Source organism: Amycolatopsis taiwanensis DSM 45107 (assembly GCF_000519205.1).
Classification (GTDB): Bacteria; Actinomycetota; Actinomycetes; order Mycobacteriales; family Pseudonocardiaceae; genus Amycolatopsis_E; species Amycolatopsis_E taiwanensis.
The window spans coordinates 65,507-82,267 of record NZ_JAFB01000024.1 but is presented as its reverse complement, the minus strand read 5'-3'; the positions used below and the strand labels follow the sequence as shown (position 1 = coordinate 82,267).

16 protein-coding genes are annotated in these 16,761 nt (G+C 67.9%); 10 read left to right on the top strand and 6 right to left on the bottom strand.

Annotation, left to right across the window (positions count from 1 at the left end; all coding sequences use genetic code 11):
• Positions 1–14: 14 nt before the first annotated feature.
• Entirely contained in the window at positions 15–839 is an 825-nt protein-coding gene (locus tag A3CU_RS0119430; protein WP_027943723.1) for an IclR family transcriptional regulator, read from the bottom strand.
• A 484-nt stretch (positions 840–1,323) separates the two neighbouring features.
• Between A3CU_RS0119430 and fae the strand changes: the two genes are divergently transcribed.
• The 7 genes from fae (at position 1,324) to A3CU_RS0119395 (ending at position 9,737) form a co-directional block, all read left to right on the top strand.
• Positions 1,324–1,881: a formaldehyde-activating enzyme gene (gene fae / locus A3CU_RS0119425; protein WP_027943722.1), complete on the top strand. Its 558-nt coding sequence runs from the start codon at positions 1,324–1,326 to the stop codon at positions 1,879–1,881.
• The gene (locus tag A3CU_RS0119420; protein ID WP_027943721.1) at positions 1,878–2,987 is read left to right on the top strand and encodes a mandelate racemase/muconate lactonizing enzyme family protein; all 1,110 of its coding nucleotides are present in this window, start codon (positions 1,878–1,880) and stop codon (positions 2,985–2,987) included. The genes fae and A3CU_RS0119420 overlap by 4 nt, the downstream gene beginning before the upstream one ends.
• Positions 2,975–4,480 (top strand): aldehyde dehydrogenase, encoded by a 1,506-nt coding sequence (locus A3CU_RS0119415; protein WP_027943720.1) that lies wholly within the window; start codon positions 2,975–2,977, stop codon positions 4,478–4,480. The genes A3CU_RS0119420 and A3CU_RS0119415 overlap by 13 nt, the downstream gene beginning before the upstream one ends.
• Positions 4,481–4,483: 3 nt before the next feature.
• Positions 4,484–5,404 (top strand): NAD(P)-dependent oxidoreductase, encoded by a 921-nt coding sequence (locus A3CU_RS0119410; RefSeq protein WP_027943719.1) that lies wholly within the window; start codon positions 4,484–4,486, stop codon positions 5,402–5,404.
• Between the two features lie 151 nt (positions 5,405–5,555).
• Positions 5,556–6,695 carry an iron-containing alcohol dehydrogenase family protein gene (locus A3CU_RS0119405; protein WP_027943718.1) on the top strand — a complete coding sequence of 380 codons (1,140 nt, stop codon included), beginning with the start codon at positions 5,556–5,558 and terminating at the stop codon, positions 6,693–6,695.
• Positions 6,696–6,950: 255 nt separating this feature from the next.
• Positions 6,951–7,268, top strand: a complete 318-nt coding sequence (locus A3CU_RS0119400; protein WP_063628854.1) for a hypothetical protein — start codon at positions 6,951–6,953, stop codon at positions 7,266–7,268.
• 111 nt (positions 7,269–7,379) lie between these two features.
• On the top strand, positions 7,380–9,737 hold the full coding sequence (locus tag A3CU_RS0119395) for an arylsulfatase (RefSeq protein WP_027943716.1): 2,358 nt from the start codon (positions 7,380–7,382) through the stop codon (positions 9,735–9,737).
• Positions 9,738–9,876: 139 nt separating this feature from the next.
• On the opposite strand, the gene A3CU_RS0119390 is transcribed toward A3CU_RS0119395, so the two are convergent.
• A complete protein-coding gene (locus tag A3CU_RS0119390) occupies positions 9,877–10,407 on the bottom strand; it encodes a helix-turn-helix domain-containing protein (protein ID WP_027943715.1) in 531 nt (176 codons plus the stop codon).
• A gap of 80 nt (positions 10,408–10,487) precedes the next feature.
• Between A3CU_RS0119390 and A3CU_RS0119385 the strand changes: the two genes are divergently transcribed.
• Together A3CU_RS0119385 and A3CU_RS0119380 are read left to right on the top strand one after the other, a co-directional pair.
• Entirely contained in the window at positions 10,488–11,708 is a 1,221-nt protein-coding gene (locus A3CU_RS0119385; RefSeq protein ID WP_027943714.1) for a metal-dependent hydrolase family protein, read from the top strand.
• Between the two features lie 171 nt (positions 11,709–11,879).
• Entirely contained in the window at positions 11,880–12,302 is a 423-nt protein-coding gene (locus A3CU_RS0119380) for a hypothetical protein (protein WP_156960424.1), read from the top strand.
• Positions 12,303–12,337: 35 nt separating this feature from the next.
• Here the strand turns inward: A3CU_RS0119380 and nudC are convergent, their stop codons facing one another.
• Complete coding sequence (nudC, locus tag A3CU_RS0119375) at positions 12,338–13,228, bottom strand: NAD(+) diphosphatase (RefSeq protein ID WP_027943712.1); 891 nt, start codon at positions 13,226–13,228, stop codon at positions 12,338–12,340.
• Between the two features lie 127 nt (positions 13,229–13,355).
• On the opposite strand from nudC, the gene A3CU_RS45535 reads away from it, so the two are divergent.
• The gene (locus A3CU_RS45535) at positions 13,356–13,547 is read left to right on the top strand and encodes a DUF4253 domain-containing protein (RefSeq protein WP_043841714.1); all 192 of its coding nucleotides are present in this window, start codon (positions 13,356–13,358) and stop codon (positions 13,545–13,547) included.
• Between the two features lie 37 nt (positions 13,548–13,584).
• On the opposite strand, the gene A3CU_RS45530 is transcribed toward A3CU_RS45535, so the two are convergent.
• The 3 genes from A3CU_RS45530 to A3CU_RS0119355 are packed head-to-tail and all read right to left on the bottom strand — an operon-like array spanning position 13,585 to position 16,522.
• Positions 13,585–14,412, bottom strand: a complete 828-nt coding sequence (locus tag A3CU_RS45530) for an ATP-binding cassette domain-containing protein (protein ID WP_052371873.1) — start codon at positions 14,410–14,412, stop codon at positions 13,585–13,587.
• Positions 14,409–15,461 (bottom strand): ABC transporter permease, encoded by a 1,053-nt coding sequence (locus tag A3CU_RS0119360; RefSeq protein WP_027943710.1) that lies wholly within the window; start codon positions 15,459–15,461, stop codon positions 14,409–14,411. Before A3CU_RS0119360 ends, A3CU_RS45530 begins: the two co-directional genes overlap by 4 nt.
• A gap of 41 nt (positions 15,462–15,502) precedes the next feature.
• Entirely contained in the window at positions 15,503–16,522 is a 1,020-nt protein-coding gene (locus tag A3CU_RS0119355; protein ID WP_027943709.1) for a sugar ABC transporter substrate-binding protein, read from the bottom strand.
• Positions 16,523–16,761: the final 239 nt, after the last annotated feature.

Here is a 16,761-nt window from a genome sequence, read left to right as displayed (position 1 = left end):
CAACAGGCGAGCGATCAGGTCGGGCGTGCGGGTGCCGGTCGCCGGGTCGGCGGGGTATCCCAGCCCAGTTGCGCGGACACGGCCGCGGCCGCCCGGGCGGTGATGCGGCCGGCATCGTCCAGGCGGTGACCGAGCCGCGCGGCCGGTGCCGAGATGTTGAGAGCGGCCACGACCCGGCCGCGGAAGTCGCGGACGGGGGCGGAAACCCCGGCCAGACCGGCCTCGAACTCCTCGTTGACCTTGGCGAACCCGGTCCGCCGGCCTTCCTGGATCTTCGCCCACAGCTCCGGCAGGGTGCGCACTTCGGATCGGCCGCCGCCGGAGGGGATGTCGGGAAATCGGACGTACAGCTCGTCGGGCGTGGCGTCGAGCAGCAGCACCCGGCCGGCCGACGTGCAGTGGGCGGGCACCCCACGGCCCTCCCAGTCGTGCACCCGGAAGGAATGTCCCGAAACCGACAGGATCGTCAGGACCTCCTGGTCACGGAGCACACACAGGTGGCTGGTCTCCTCGAGATCGGCCGACAGCTTGTGCATCACGGGTTCCGCCGCGCGCACCAGCCGGTCTTCGACGGTGCGGGCGACGAGTGAGAACAGACGCCAGCCCAGCCGGTACCCCCGCGTGTCCGGATCGCGCTCGACCACGCCCTCTTCGGCGAGTGCCTTGAGCGCCCGGGAAACCTGGCTCTTCTCACGCCCGACGAGCTGGGCGAGCCGGACGACGCCGAGACCGCCGGCGTGCTGGGCCTCCGGTGAGGCCAGTGCCTCCAGGAGGTCGAGATCACGCCGCAGCCCGTGGACGTGGTGCCGGGGAGCCGGCCCCGGCAGCGGCGTCGTCATGGCCGCAGCGTAACCGACCCCGGAACACCCCGCCCCCACCCAGAACTCACCGTCCCCCACCCAGAACTCACCACCCCGAACCCAGAACTCACCGTCCCGAACCGGGGACACGCCAACTCCCGGCGTGTCCCCGACTCAGGCCCGCGAGTTCCGGGTTCAGGCGCGCGAGTCCCCGGCCCAGGCACCCGAATCCCCAGTCCAGGCGCCCGACTTCCCGGTCCAGGCGGACGACTTCCCGGTCCAGGCGGACGAGTTCCGGGTCCAGGCGCCCGACTTCCCGGGTTCGGGCGGGCGAGTTCCGGGTTCGGGCGGGCGAGTTCCGGGTTCGGGCGGGCGTGTGCTCGGGTCGGGCGAGTTCGGGGTTGGTGACCGGGGGAGTTGGCGGGAGCGCAACCAGCATTGCGATGTGTCTCGATCCCTTGCCGCGCGTTTCGCCGCGCTCTTACCGTCGGTCCCGCTGGCATCCGAGTTTCTGGAGTTACCCATGACTTTCGCGGCCACCGTGCTCGTCGGCGAGGCATTCGTCGGCGAAGGTGCCGACGCCGCCCACACGAACGTCGTGCTGGGGCGCCGCGACGGCCCCGTCGCCACCGCCTGGGCCACGGCACTGGCGAGCCCGAGTGCGGGACACGTCCCGTTCGTGACCGTGGTCCGCCCGTCCGTCCCGGTGCAGCCGCCGACCCTGTTCGTGCCCAAGGCCGCCGCGGAAAGCGAGCTGCACAGCCGGGCGACGTGGGGAGCGGCTCAGGCCGGGCTTGCGCTCGGCGTGACCGACGCGGTCGAGGCCGGCCTCATCCCCCGGGAGGCGGTAAGCGACCTGCTGATCATCGCCGCGATCTGGGTGAATCCCGCGGTCACGGACCTCGACCGGGCCTTCGCCAACCAGCGCGTCGCGGCGTTCCGCGCGGTCCGCGCCGCGGTGGCGGGCACGCCCGCGATCGACGACGTGCTCGGCGCCGCCCGGGAAGGCGCGGCGAACCCGTTCTACACGCCCAGCGACAAAGTCCTGGCACAGAGCAGCGCGGAGGTACGCGCCCAGTGAAGATCATCGACATCACGCTCGACCGGCTCCGCCTCGAGCTCGACCCGCCGCTGCACGCGGCATGGGATCCGCAGCCCCGCCGGCACTTCGACGCGACTATCGTTCGCGTGCACACCGACGAGGGCGTCACCGGCATCGGCTCGGGCGACACGATGGACTCCTTCGACACCGTCAAGGACCTGTTCATCGGAGAGAACCCGCTCGACATCGCCCGCCACGTGAAGGCCATCGAAACGGCCAACTTCCACGGTGGCCGCTACTGGCCGCTCGAAGCCGCGCTGTGGGACGTCATCGGCAAGGTCGCCGGGCTGCCGGTCGCCACGCTCTTCGGCAACTCCGCCCGGACTCTGCCCGCGTACGCCTCCTCCGCCGAGCTGAAGTCGCCCGAGGCGCGGGTGGATGCCGCCTGGCAGGCGCGGGAGGCGGGATTCCGGGCGATGAAGATCCGGATCGACCGGGCCCGGATCGACGAGGGTGTCGCCGCGGTCGCGGCGGTCCGCGAGGCGCTCGGCCCCGACTTCGAGATCATGGTGGACCTCAACCAGTCCTGGCGCATGGCGGGAGACACCGCGCAGGCGACCGACCTCGCCACGACACGCCGCCTGGTGCGCCGTCTGGCCGAGCTGGACGTGTTCTGGGTCGAGGAGCCGTTGCCCTACCCCGACGCCGACGGGTTCCGGCAGCTGCGCGCGGACAACCCGGGACTGCGGATCGCCGCCGGCGAGATGCACCATTCGGTGCCGGACCTGCTGGGCTATCTCGAACACGACGTTCTCGACATCTATCAAATGGACGTTGTGCTGGCGGTCGGCATGCACCGGGCCCGGACCCTGGCCGAACTCGCGCAGCTCAGGCACCGGGCCTTCACCCCGCACAGCTGGACCAACGGCATCGGCCTGCTGGCCAACCTGCACGTCGCCGCGGGGGTCGGCGGCGGGCCGTTCTTCGAATACCCCTACGACCCGCCCGGCTGGACGCCGGAACGCCGCGACTTCATGCTGGCCGCCCCCGTGATGATCAACGCGGCCGGCGAACTCGAGGTGCCCCAGCGGCCCGGGCTGGGCATCGAACTCGACGAGGAGGCGGTGCGCCGGTGGCGGATCTGACCTATCAGGACTGGCTCGACGCGGCCGCCAGGATCACGCCGCAGACGCGGCCGTTCATCGGTGGCTGCTTCGTGGACCCGTTGTCCGACAACGAATTCCCCACCGTCTCACCGCGGGACGGCCGGGTGCTCGCGCACGTGGCGGACGGCGGCGAAGCCGACATAGACCGTGCCGTGCGTGCAGCCCGCGAAGCGTTCGACGACGGCCGATGGCGCGGGCTCGCGCCACGGGAACGCAAGAGGATCCTGCTTCGCTGGGCGGAGCTCATCGTCGAGCACACCGACGAACTGGCCCTGCTCGACTCGCTGGAGATGGGCAAGCCCGTCGGCGAGGCCCGCCGGGTCGACGTCGCCAAGGCGGCGGAGACGATCGCCTGGTATGCCGAGACGGTCGACAAGACCTACGACGAGGTGGCTCCCACTCCCGCCGGCGCGTTCGCGTGGATCACCCGCGAGCCGCTGGGTGTGATCGGCGCCGTGGTGCCCTGGAACTACGCCCTGCTCATCGCGTCGTGGAAACTCGGGCCGGCGCTCGCGACCGGCAACTCGGTGGTGCTGAAGCCCGCGGAACAGACCTCACTGGCGTCGCTGCTGCTGGCCCGCCTCGGCACGGACGCCGGCCTGCCCGACGGCGTCCTCAACGTCGTGCCGGGCCGCGGCGAGGTCGCCGGGCAGGCACTAGGCCGGCATCCGGACGTGGACAAGATCGCCTTCACCGGTTCCGTCGAGGTCGCCCGCATGTTCCAGGTCTATGCGGGACAGTCGAACGGAAAGCAGGTCGCGATCGAGGCCGGGGGCAAGTCACCGCAGGTTATTCTGCCCGACGCCGATCTCACGGCCGCGGCCGAAGCGGTCGCGTGGGGCATCTTCTACAACGCCGGGCAGACCTGCAATGCCGGTTCGCGGGTGCTCGTTCCGGTGACGCAAAAGGACGAACTGCTCGGCGAACTCGGCAAGCTCGTCGGGGAGGTGTTCCGGATCGGCGACCCACTCGACCCGGACACCGTGCTCGGCCCGTTGGTCGACGAAGCACAGCTGACCCGGGTACTCGGCTTCGTCGAGGCCGGGCGGGCCGAGGGAGCCGACGTCGTCCTCGGTGGCAACCGGGTGCTGGCCGAGACCGGCGGCTACTACCTCGAACCGACCATTTTGGACAACGTCGGCAATCACATGTCGGTGGCACAGCGGGAAATCTTCGGACCGGTTCTCTCCGTCATCCCGTACGACGGGACACCCGAGGAGGCGATCAGGCTTGCCAATGACACCGATTTCGGCCTCGCCGCGTCCGTCTGGACCCGTGACGTCGGCAGGGCACACCGGGTCGCGAGCCGGCTGCGCGCCGGCACCGTGTGGATCAACACCTTCGACGCGAGCGACGTAATCACACCGTTCGGCGGCTTCAAGGCCACCGGCACCGGACGGGACAGGTCCCTGCACGCACTGGACGCTTACACCGCGCTCAAAACCACCTGGCTCGACTTATCCGAGAGGTAATCAATGGAGATCGGCTTCATCGGACTCGGCAACATGGGCAGACACATGGCCCGCCACCTCGTCCACGCCGGCCACGAGGTCACGGTGCACGACTTACGCCCCGAAGCCGCGGACGAGCACCTCGCCCTGGGCGCACGGTGGGCGGCGGACGCGGCGGCCTGCGCGGCCTCGGCCGAGGTGCTGATCACAATGCTGCCCACGCCCCGCACGGTGGAAAGCGTCATGCTCGCCGGCGGGGCAGCGGCGGCCCTGCCGGCGGGTGCACTGTGGATCGACATGTCCACCTCGACGCCGGCCGTTGCCCAGCAGGTGGCCGAGGATGTTCTCGACTGCCGGGGTGTGCGCAGACTGGACGCTCCGGTCAGTGGCATGGCGCGCGGGGCCGAGGCGGGCACGCTGCAGATCTTCGTGGGCGGTTCCGCCACCGACTTCGGCTACGCACTGCCGATCTTCGAGGTGCTCGGGGACCGGGAGCGGATACTGCACGTCGGCGGGGCCGGCCACGGCTACGTCGTGAAGCTGATGATCAATCTTCTGTGGTTCTGCCACCTCGTCGCCACCTCCGAGGTGCTGGCCATGGGCGTGAAGGCGGGGGCCGACCTCGGCGTGCTGCGGGCGGCGCTGCTCGCCAGTCCCGCTGCCTCCCACTTCCTGGAAAACGATGTCCTGCCCGTGCTCACGACAGGCGACTACGACGAGTCCTTCGCCATGGCGCTGGCCTGCAAGGACCTCGGGCTCGCCGTCGACCTCGGCCGGGAGGTCGGCATGGCCACGGAACTGTCCGCACTCGTCGAGCAGATCTACCGGCGGGCGAAGGCCGCATACGGCGATCTCGCGGGCGAGATGACCCCCATTCGCCTGTACGAAACCCTTGCCGGACGGGAGTTCCGCCTGCCGGCCACCCCCACGCTTTCGGCTGTCTGACGCCCTTTCCGGAAACCGCCGGATCTCTGGTCGAGGTGAGGCCTCGAACCCGACGTCCGAAGGTAGGAGATCTTGGGCGCAGGGCTCGGCGGAGAGCACTGGCCACGAGATCGGGTGGGCGGATTTGGAACAAGTACTGAAGGAGACCATCGTGAGGCTCACCGTCGAGCTGACCGGGCGCACCGAATTCGGTCCCGGCGTCGTGGCGGAACTCCCGTCTTTCGTGACGGCCCTCGGCCACTCCCGTGCCTTCGTCGTCACCGATCGCGGGCTGCGCGCCACCGGAATCGTCGAGCGAATCGAAAAGATCCTCGCGTCCGCCGGGGTCGAGCATGCGACCCATGAGGACATCGGCCCGAACCCACCCACCACCGAGGTGGACGCCGGCGCCGCCCGCCTGCGTGAGTTCGGCACCGCCGTCGTGATCGCGCTCGGTGGTGGCTCCGCGCTGGACGCGGCCAAGGGAATCTCGCTGCTGGCGGGAAATTTCGGCTCGGTCGCGTCCGACGCGGACAAGCTGTGGGAGGCCGCCGACGGCCTGCCTCTGATCGCTGTGCCCACCACGGCCGGCACCGGCGCGGAAACCAACGGGTTCGGTGTGATCGAAGATCCCTGCGTGCGTCGCAAGGTCTACATCGGACACTCGTCGGTCCGGCCGCGCATCGCCGTGCTCGACCCGGAACTGACCCTGGGGCTGCCGCCGCGGGTGACGGCCGCGAGCGGGTTCGACGCGCTGGTCCACGGCATCGAGTCGCTGGCCTCACGCGGGGCGAACCCGGTCTCGACGGCCTACGCCGCTCACGCCGTCACGATGCTCGGCGAGGGGCTGCCGGCCGTGCACCGCGACGGAGGAAACCTCGAGGCACGAGCGCAGGTCATGTTCGGGGCGCACCTCGCTGGGCACGCGCTCACCCTGTCCGGGCTCGGCCTGGTCCATGGGATCGGCCACGCCCTGACCGCCCATGCCGGCGTCCCGCACGGAATCGCGCTCGCGGCCGTGCTCGAAGAGGTCATGGCCTTCAGCGCCGCCGAAGCGGGGAAGGCCTACGAGACAACGGCTCGCGCCCTGCACGGCACGGCGGCCGGAGGCGACTGGGCGAGCGCCGCGATCGAAGCGGTCCACCGGATCGCCGAGCTGCTGTCGGTCAAGAGCCGGCTGCACGACCTCGGCGTGGGCAGGGACCGGTTGCCGGCCATCGCGGCGGACGCGGTCGCCGACGCGGTCACGCGGAACACGCCACGCGCCCCCACCGAGCCGGAGGTCCTCGACCTGCTTCAGTCGGTTTACTAGAACCCGGAACTCACCCGCCCCAACCCAGAACTCACCCGCCCCAACCCAGAACTCGCCAGCCCGAACCGGGGACACGCCAGATCCCGGCGTGTCCCCGCTCCAGGCACGCGAGTTCCCGGCCCAGGCGGGTGTGTTCGCGGTTCGGGCGGGTGTGTTCGCGGTTCGGGGAGTGGACACGCGGCGGGGACGGTATGGGGTTAGCGTAGGAAATGACACGAACAGGCACCTTGTACCGGCTGGTGAAAGGAGCGCGATATGACGGTGTCAGCCGACAAGACGCGTCCTGTGCCCTCACCGCGGACGGAGGCCTCCGATTCGGGCAAGGACTCCGGTGCGCGGGCAGCCGCCGAGCGCGTCATCTCAGGCCACTCGACGAACATCGAACTACTGGGCCTGCGTCTGCAACTCCCGTCCCCCGAAGGGCTCGCCTTCGTCGCCGGCCTTGGCGTGCTCGCCGCGTTCGGGATACTCGACTGGCCGGTCGCGGCCGTCATCGCCATCGGGCACGGGCTCGCCCACAGCCACCGCGGCCGGGTTCTGCGCGATTTCGGTGAGGCCCTGGAACAAGCGTGACGTGACGGGAGCCGGGCACGGCACATGGTTCACCTGCCAGGGGCGATGCGCCACGAGGTATGACTTACGAGTCTGGTTCCTCGCTGTGTGACACCGCCAGGGAGGAACGCCGTGACCAAGCCATTCCGGGGCGTCGTCAACATCGACGTCCGCGACTCGGTACCGGACTGGGGTCCCTACGAGCAGCCGAAGGCGAAACCCGGCACGCCGAACGTGGTCTACATCGTCCTCGACGACGTGGGCTACGGCGCTATCCGCTGCTACGGCGGTCCGATCGACACGCCGAACATCGATCGGATCGCCCGCAACGGCTTGCGGTACACGCAGTGGCACACCACGGCCTTGTGCTCCCCCACGCGCTCATGCTTGCTCACCGGCCGTAACCACACCGTCAACGGTATGGCCTGCATCAGCGAAGCCGCGATCGGTTTTCCCGGTGCGAACGGGCACGTGCCGCCGGAATGCGCGACGCTCGCCGAGATGCTGGTCGATCAGGGCTTCAGCACGGCGATGGTCGGCAAGTGGCATCTGTGCGCGGAAGACGAGATGAACCTGGCCTCGACCAAGCGGGACTGGCCGATCGGCCGCGGATTCGAGCGCTTCTACGGCTTCCTCGGCGCGGAGACGAGCCAGTGGTACCCGAACCTGGTGCATGACAACCACTCCGCCGAACAGCCGAAGACGCCGGAAGAGGGCTACCACTTCAGCGTCGACATCACCGACAAGGCCATCGAGTTCATCGACGACGTCAAGGCGATCGCCCCGGAACGGCCGGTGTTCGTCTACTACGCGCCAGGCTGTGCCCACGCCCCGCACCAGGTTCCCCGTGAGTGGGTGGAGAGATACCGGGGCCGGTTCGATGCCGGGTACGACGAGATGCGCCGGCAGACCCTGGCCCGGCAAAAAGAAATGGGCCTGCTCCCGCAGAACACCGAACTCCCACCGATCAATCCGATCGGCACGCCGGACACGCGCAGCGGTCCGGAGGGACAGCCGTTTCCCCCGCTGGACTACACCCGCCCCTGGGACACCTTGTCCGACGACGAGAAACGGCTGTTCGCCCGGATGGCCGAGACCTACGCGGGCTTTCTGTCTCATTGCGACAGTCAGATCGGCCGCCTGCTGGACTACCTGGAGGAGATCGAGCAACTGGACAACACCATCATCGTGGTGGTCTCCGACAACGGCGCGAGCGGCGAGGGCGGGCCGAACGGCTCGGTCAACGAGAACAAGCTCGCCAACGGCGTGCCCGACGACCTCGCGGAAAACCTGCGCATGCTGGACGACCTCGGCAGCACCAAGACCTACAACCACTACCCGAACGGCTGGGCGATGGCCTTCAACACGCCGTTCAAGATGTGGAAGCGCTACTCGTTCAACGGCGGCATCTGCGACCCCTGCATCATCTCCTGGCCGGCCGGGATCAAGGCCGCCGGCCAGACCCGCGACCAGTACCACCACGCCATCGACATCGTTCCCACCCTGATCGACTGCCTGGACATCGAGGAACCGGCAACCGTCAAGGGCTATACCCAGCACCCGATCCAGGGCGTGAGCATGCGCTACAGCTTCGAGGAGAAGACGATCCCGACCGCCAAGCACACCCAGTTCTACTCGATGCTCGGCACCCGGGGTATCTGGCACGACGGGTGGAAGGCCGTCACAACCCACCCCGCCATCAGCGGCTGGAGCCACTTCAACGAAGACGTTTGGGAGCTCTACCACACCGAACTGGACCGCTCCGAATGCCACGACCTCGCCGCCGAGGAACCCGCCAAACTCAACGAACTCATCGGCCTGTGGTTCCACGAGGCCGGTATGAACCAGGCGTACCCGCTCGACGACCGCTCTGCGGTCGAGATCCTGACCACGCCACGCCCGCAGATGAGCCCACCACGCAACCGTTACACGTACCGCCCAGGCGGCGCCGAGATCTCCGAGTCGGCCGCTCCGAGCATCCGGAACCGCTCCTATTCCCTTGGCGTCCTCGTCGAACTCCCCCGCCGTGGCGCGGCGGGCGTACTACTCGCCCACGGCAGCCGCTTCGGCGGGCACGCACTGTACATCAAGGACAACAGGCTGCACTATGTCTACAACTTCCTCGGGAACGCAATACAGCGAATCGTCGCGACCGAGGAGTTGCCGATCGGCGACAACATGATCCTGGCTGCTTCCTTCGACAAGGAGGGTGAGGACCCGCCCGGCACCGCACACGGCACGCTGAGCCTCTACCACGATGATCACAAGGTCGGCGAGGGACGGATCAGGACCCAGCCGGGCAAGTTCGGCATCGCCGGCGAGGGCCTCAACATAGGCCGTGACCGCGGCGACCCCGTCACCGACGATTACCCCGGAGAAGCTCCTTGGCCGTTCACCGGCGGAACACTCAAGCGCGTGGCCTTCGACGTCAGCGGCGAACCCTACGTTGATCTGGAGCGTGAAGCCGCAGCCATGCTCTCCCGTGACTAACGGTAGCCGTAGGCATGCCAGTTAGAACCGTTATGCCTTCGGCATGACCGAGCCCGGCCTGCACGGAAGCGGTGCGGCCGGCCGCCAGGAAACACCGCCGCGCCCACGGAAGCGGCCTCACACACCCTGTAACCCGGCGCTACTGGTCACCGTTTTCTCGCTCGTGCAGGCTCCACAGCACGCTGACCCCGACGCCGTCGGGATCGTCGCGTTGCACATACTCACGGAGCAATGCCTCAACCTTGTTGATCAATTCCCGCAGTGTTGATTCGCTCAGCCGCATGGCGAGGCGTTCTTGACTGCGGACCACGCCGAGGTCCGACGCGGCAAGCTCGGCGTGATACGCGGCGACGACCGCCAATTGCACATCCCTGGACAGGTCCGGGTGCCCGACGTGGTGGACGGCCAGTCGCCGGGACAACCTGGTCGCCCGGTATGGCCGCTCCCAGGCGCCGCTGTCTCCGGTGCGCATCTCACCGGAGTCCAGGAATCCGGTCGCGACAAGCTCTCTGACATGTCGCAGCGCGGTTGCCGGCGCGACATCCAGGCCGGCCGCCAGCTCCTGGTTCGTGTGGTCACGTTCCAGGCACAGCCGCAGGATGCGCAACCGAAGTGGGTGCCCCAGCGCCTTGAGTTGAGCCACGGTAGCCGCGATCTGGTCGTCATCCATTGCAATTCTCGCAATCGATATGGTTTCCTATAATGAGTATGCCAGGTGGCTGACCTTGCGCCGCAGGGAATGAGGACCACATGACCCGAACCTTGTTCACCGGAGGCCATGTCTTCGACGGCACCGGGGCACCGCCACAACCGGCGGATGTGGCGGTGGAAGAGGGCCGTATCGTCGCGGTCGGCACCGGCTTGGACGGCGACGATGTCGTCGACTGCACCGGCAGCACCGTATTGCCCGGCCTTTTCGACTGCCACGTGCATCTCATGGTGAACGGTCTGGACCCCGAGGGTTGGCGAGCAACGCCGTTCTCGCTGCCGTTCTTCCAGGCCGTGCACACGATGCGCGCCACGCTCGCCGTGGGGATCACCACCGTTCGCGACGCCTGCGGCGCCGATCTGGGACTCCAGGTCGCCCAGCAACAGGGACTCATTCGGGGACCACGCACGTTCCTGTCCATCGAGCAGCTGTCCCAAACCGGCGGGCAGAACGACCCCTGGGAGCCCTCGGGCTGCCTGAGCCCGGTCTTCGTGCCGCACCCCGGACGGCCGGACGGCGTCGTCGACGGGCCGGACCAGGCCCGCCGGAAGGTCCGGGAAATGGTGCGCGCCGGGGCAAACGTCATCAAGATCGCCACCAGCGGCGGTGTCGTCTCACCGCGCGCCGATCCCCGAGCCGCGCATTTCGGTGACGACGAGGTCGCCATGATCGTGCGCGAGGCCGCGGCCGCCGGCATCTCGGTGATGTCCCACGCCTACAGCGCCGAGGGCATAAAGATCGCGGTGCGCAACGGGGTCCGGTCCATCGAGCACGGATACTTCCTTGATGACGAGGCCATCGATCTCATGCTCGACCGAGGAAGCTGGCTGGTGCCCACCCTGATGGCCGGACCGGGCACCCTGCGCGCCGCGGCCGCCGGTATGTCGGTTCCCGAGCACATGCTGGCCAACGCCAAGCTGATCACCGAAGCCAGCATGGACTCGGTACGCCGCGCCGTCGCGGCCGGCGTCAAGATCGCCATGGGTACCGACACCGGGGTCACCCCGCATGGCCGAAACCTCGACGAACTGCCCCTCATGGCCGCCTGTGGCATGACCCACGCCCAGGTACTGCACGCCGCCACCCTTTCCGCCGCCAGGCTCATGCGCTTGGACGACGAACTCGGCTCGGTCGAGCCCGGCAAGCGAGCCGACCTGGTCGTCATCCGGGGCGGCATCGAACCCGATGGCATGGCCGACCGCGTGGTGGCGGTATATCAGGACGGCGAACTCGTGCACCAACGCGCAACAACCGGTGGATGACTGGTCGTTTTCGCGCAGCCGGCGAACCCGGTAACCTGCGCTACCTGTCAGCGCTGGGGGTCTTGCGTGTCGTCCGATATAACCACCGGCCCCGTCGAGGGACGGCCGGCTCGTTCCCGATGGGCCGTTGCCTGCCAGTTGCTCGGGGCCGCAGTATTCGGCGCGGCGACGATGACGACGGCGTGGGCGTGGAACAGCCACTTGTGGCTCTACAACGGGGATCCCGTCCTGCCGGTCGTGGCCGACCTCCTCGGGCTCTTCCTCCTCGGCGCGGCGACCAGAAACGCATCTCGAAACACCGAGCGCCTCGGCCGCCTGGTGCTATGGACCCTGACGCTGTTCACCGCGGCCTTCTTCGTGTCCTTCGCAGGCATGACGTATGGCGTCGAGTGGACCTGGCATCTCCCGGCAGAAGCGCAACAGGGTGCGCGTCTCACGACGATCGCCGTGGTAGCCGGTCTGGCGCACCTGCTCATCGGCTGGTTTCTGCGTTCCAGGAAGAACCCGTGGCTGTGGCTGGTGCTCGCCGAGTCCGCGTGGCTCGCCGCATTTGCCTGGTTCTTCTACGGGTTTACGCACTGGTATGTGTACTGATCGAGAGTTGTTCAAACCGCAAGACGAGCACGCGATCAGTCGTTCTCGCGCAGCCAGTCTTCGATCAGCGTCTTGCCGATCGAGTCCGCTCGGTAGGGCACGCCGATTTCCGGGTCGGCGATTCGTGCGCGCAGATCCGCCGCGGTGAACCACCGAGCCTCCTGCAGTTCCTGGCCGTCCACCGCGATCGTCTCGGAGACCGCTTGCGCACGAAAACCCACCATCAGTCCGGCCGGAAACGGCCACGACTGTGATCCCTGGTATTCCACGACATCCACCGTGACGCCGGCCTCCTCGGCAACCTCTCGCCGCACGGCGTCTTCGAGGCTCTCGCCGATCTCGACGAACCCGGCGAGCGTGCTGAACCGGTTTGGGGCGGACTGCCGGTGTTGGCCGAGCAGGCACCGCCGTGGTTCTCCCGGCAGTTCGACCAGCACGATCACCGCCGGTTCGATCCGGGGGAACAGCAGCTTGCCGCACTGCCGGCAAACGCGCAGGTGTCCCCCGTCGCGGGAGCCGGTACGGCCGCCACAGGCTCCACAGAACTGCTGATTCCGTTGCCAGTGCAGGATTCCGCGCGCATAAGCGAGCAGCCCGCACTCTGCCACCGGACGAGTCGCGACGAGACCACGCACGTCCACCACCGAGTCCGCCCCGGCGGCCTCCAGCGCCTCCGCCTGCTCCAGTTCCGACAGGTCCGCGGCGAAGACCGCGGCCGCACCGTCGAGCCCGAGCAATACCGGATCTTCGGTCGCGACCGGGAGCTCCCCCGCCGTGAGCATCACCGGCTGGTCGTGGCGAACCAGACAGTTGTCACGCCACAACGGAATCACCTGGGTGTCGGTGTCCGTGAGCTTCTTCTGGAGCCACGCGCGGTCTGTCCGTCGGCTTCCCGCTCGATCCAGGGACAGCCCGCTGTAGTACATGAAGGAACTCCTTGTCGCCGGCCATGGACGATATCGTCTCGGTCGAGCACGGTAAATGCTCGAAAGTTACGTCGCGTGTGAGCGGTGCTGGTCGCGCAAGAGGATCACCACCAGCGCGAGGAGCCAAGTGGTCCCCACCAAGCAGAGCGCGAACGTACTCACCGTGGCGGCACCGCCGACCTCGGTCGAACACGCTCGACAGGTCGCCATCGAGCATCACGCTTTCTGCCCCGACCTCGTCACGCAGGCGATGGAATCGTTCGACGAGTACGTGAACGACCTCGTCGGCAACGACCTGTGGTGGTTCTGGTGGGACTGAAACAAGCCGTGTACCGAGTCGGGCCTCGTTCTCCCTTTCAGTGCGGCGATTCGTGCAGCGCACCCATATCGGGCGCCTGGATCCGGTCGAGTTCTCCGCGTAGCGCGTCGAGTTCGGCACCGCCGGCCATCTGGCGGGTCAGGTCGTCCAGGGTCAGCTCGGCCCGCGCGGCGTCGAGCTCGACCTCGCCCTGCCGCAGCACGACGAAGTGGTCGCCGACCATGAACGCGTGGTGCGGGTTGTGGGTGATGAAGATGACGCCCAGCCCGGCGTCCCGCGCTGCCGCGATGTACCTGAGCACCACGCCCGACTGCTTCACGCCCAGCGCCGCCGTGGGCTCGTCGAGGATCAGCACGCGGGCGCCGAAGTAGATCGCACGGGCGATCGCCACGCACTGCCGCTGCCCGCCGGAAAGGCGCCCGATCGGCAGGTCCACCTCCGGTAGCGCGATGCCCAGCTTCCTCAGCTCGGAATCGGTCGTCTCACGCATCTTCCGCACGTCGATCCGGCGGAACGGCCACGTCCCCTTGGTGAGTTCCGAACCGAGGAAGAAGTTCCGCCACACCGGCATCAGCGGCACGACGGCGAGGTCTTGGTACACGGTCGCGATGCCGCGGTCCAGCGCCTCCCGCGGGGAGCCGAACCGGACCGGTTCGCCGTCGACCAGGTACTTCCCGGTGTCATGGCCGTGCAGCCCGGACACGATCTTGATCAGGGTGGACTTGCCGGCCCCGTTGTCCCCGAGCACGCAGGTGACGGCTGCCTCGCGCACGGCGACGCTCACCGCGCGCAGGGCGGTGATGTTGCCGTAGTTCTTGCCCACGCCGACCAGTTCCACCACGGGTTTCGCGGCCACCACAGTCATCTCCTCGAGGTGCGCAGCCGCACCCACAGGTTGAGCAGCGTCGCGACCAGCAGGACCGCGCCGACGAAGAACCTCACCCAGTCCGGATTCCACCCGGCGTAGACGATTCCCTGGGTGGTGGCGCCGAAGATGAACGCGCCGATCGCGCCTCCGATGGCCGAGCCGAAGCCGCCGGTGAGCAGGCAGCCGCCCACCACGGCCGCGGCGATGTAGTACAGCTCGTTACCGACGCCTGAACCGGACTGCTGGACATCGAACGCGAACAGTTGGTGCATGCCCACGAACCACGCACAGAACCCGACCGCCATGAAGAGCCCGATCTTGGTGTGCTTGACCGGAACACCGACCGCGCGGGCCGAGTCGGCTTGGCCCCCGACGGCGTAAATCCAGTTGCCCACCTTGGTACGCAACAGAATCCAGGTCGCGATCGCGAGGAGCAGGAGCCACCAGCACACGGTGATCTTGATCGCGACGCCGCCGATGTGCACCTCCGAGGCGAACACGGCCTTGGCCGAGTCGAACCCCGCCATATCGGCGATCGAATCGGTGGCGACGTTCCCGGTGACCAGTTTCGTGATCGCGAGGTTGAGTCCTTGCAGCATCAGGAAACTGGCCAGCGTGATCAGGAAGCTCGGCAGCCTCGTGCGCATCACGAGGTAGCCGTTGAAGAAGCCGATGGCCAGCGATACCACGAGCGCCAGGACAACACCGGCCCACACGTTGAGGTTCAGTTGGAAGGCGAGCATCGACGCCGCCAGCGACGAGGTGGTGACGCCGACACCGGCCGAGAGATCGAACTCACCGCCGATCATCAGCAGCGCCACCGACACCGTGACGATGCCGAGCGTCGAGCTGGCATAGAGCACAGTGGACAGTGACCCTGCCGCCCGAAACGGGGGCGCCACGACGAAGAAGAGCACGAACACCGCGACGGCACCCAGCAGCGAACTGAGTTCCGGGCGCGAAACGATGCGACGCCCCAGCGACCGCGGCTTCACCTGTGCGTGCGCCCGCGGTGCCGCCGGAGCGGAAGCCGGTGCGTGACTCATGGGTCTCCCTCAGCCGAGAATTCCTGGAGAACGTGGCTTGGTCACCGCGTTCCCCGGTCGGCGTAGGTGGACACACTGTCCACATTGTCCTTCGTGATGAAGGCGGGCCCGGTCAGAACGGGCGCCGTGCTGCCGCCGCTGTAGTTGCCGTTGTACTTGTAGAGCCACAACGAGTCGACGGCAAGATAGCCCTGCAGGAACGGTTGCTGGTCGATCGCCCACTGGATCGAACCGTCCTTGATCGCGGCGACCAGGGACTTGTTCAGGTCGAAGGTGGCGACCTTCGCGGAACTTCCCGCGCCCTCAACCGATTGCACCGCCAGCAGCGCGATCGGCGCGCCGAGCGTGACGACGTAGTCGATGCTGCGGTCCTGCTGCAGCTTCGCCTGAATGGTCGACTGAGTCGCGCTCTGATCCTCACCGTTGACATTGAGAACCTCGGTCTGTCCCCGGAATGTCTGCTTCACACCGTTGCAGCGCGCCTCCAGTTGGACTTGGCCCTGGGTTTGGATGACGCACAGCGCGTGCTTCGCACCCACGCTGTTGAGCTTGTCACCGAACGCCTGCCCGGCAACCGACTCGTCCTGGCCGAAGTACTCCAGCAGGCCCATCTGCTTCCACTCGTCGACACCGGCATTCAGGCCCACGACGGGAATTCCCGCCGCCTTCGCCTTGGCAACGCCGTCGGCGAGCGCGTCCGGGTTCGGCATCGTCAACGCGATACCGTCGGGCTTCTGGTCGATCGCGTTCTGCAGCAGCGCCGCCTGCTTCGGCGCGTCCGGATCGGCGGTGTAGGTGAGGTCGACGTTGTCCTTGACCGCCGCGGCCTGCGCGCCCTTCTGGATGATGTCCCAGAACGTGTCGCCGGCCGGGGCGTGGGTGACCATGATGATCTTCATCCGCGGTGTGTTCGCCTGCCCCGCGGCCACGCCGGGGGTTTGCGTCTCGGCGTTCTTGCCGCCGGAGCCGCTGCACGCGGTGAGCGCGAGCGCGGCCGTGACGAGACCGGCGATGACGGCGAACGTGCGTCGATTGCGACGACCTGAGACAGGAATCCTCACTGTCTTTCCGCGGGTTTGCGCGGGCCTTTCCAGGCGCGCGTGCTGGTCACCTTGATTGCCGCGACTCAAGACAGGAATCCTCATCGATGCACCTCTTTGTGCAGTGGCCCGACCTGTTCCCTGACACGTGCTACTAGCGCGCTCTAGTCCTCGGTACTATGCTGCGCATCACACCGGCATGTCAAGACTGAGCAGTGAACAGAACGTGAGACGGGCACCGGCGGCAAGCCACGTTCTGA

Excerpts from the sequence above, each read along its gene's own strand:
- A3CU_RS0119430 (WP_027943723.1), bottom strand. The coding sequence starts at position 839 with ATGACGACGCCGCTGCCGGGGCCGGCTCCCCGGCACCACGTCCACGGG.
- fae (WP_027943722.1), top strand. The coding sequence starts at position 1,324 with ATGACTTTCGCGGCCACCGTGCTCGTCGGCGAGGCATTCGTCGGCGAA.
- A3CU_RS0119410 (WP_027943719.1), top strand. The coding sequence starts at position 4,484 with ATGGAGATCGGCTTCATCGGACTCGGCAACATGGGCAGACACATGGCC.
- A3CU_RS0119400 (WP_063628854.1), top strand. The coding sequence starts at position 6,951 with ATGACGGTGTCAGCCGACAAGACGCGTCCTGTGCCCTCACCGCGGACG.
- A3CU_RS0119390 (WP_027943715.1), bottom strand. The coding sequence starts at position 10,407 with ATGGATGACGACCAGATCGCGGCTACCGTGGCTCAACTCAAGGCGCTG.
- A3CU_RS0119385 (WP_027943714.1), top strand. The coding sequence starts at position 10,488 with ATGACCCGAACCTTGTTCACCGGAGGCCATGTCTTCGACGGCACCGGG.
- A3CU_RS0119380 (WP_156960424.1), top strand. The coding sequence starts at position 11,880 with ATGACGACGGCGTGGGCGTGGAACAGCCACTTGTGGCTCTACAACGGG.
- nudC (WP_027943712.1), bottom strand. The coding sequence starts at position 13,228 with ATGTACTACAGCGGGCTGTCCCTGGATCGAGCGGGAAGCCGACGGACA.
- A3CU_RS45530 (WP_052371873.1), bottom strand. The coding sequence starts at position 14,412 with ATGACTGTGGTGGCCGCGAAACCCGTGGTGGAACTGGTCGGCGTGGGC.
- A3CU_RS0119360 (WP_027943710.1), bottom strand. The coding sequence starts at position 15,461 with ATGAGTCACGCACCGGCTTCCGCTCCGGCGGCACCGCGGGCGCACGCA.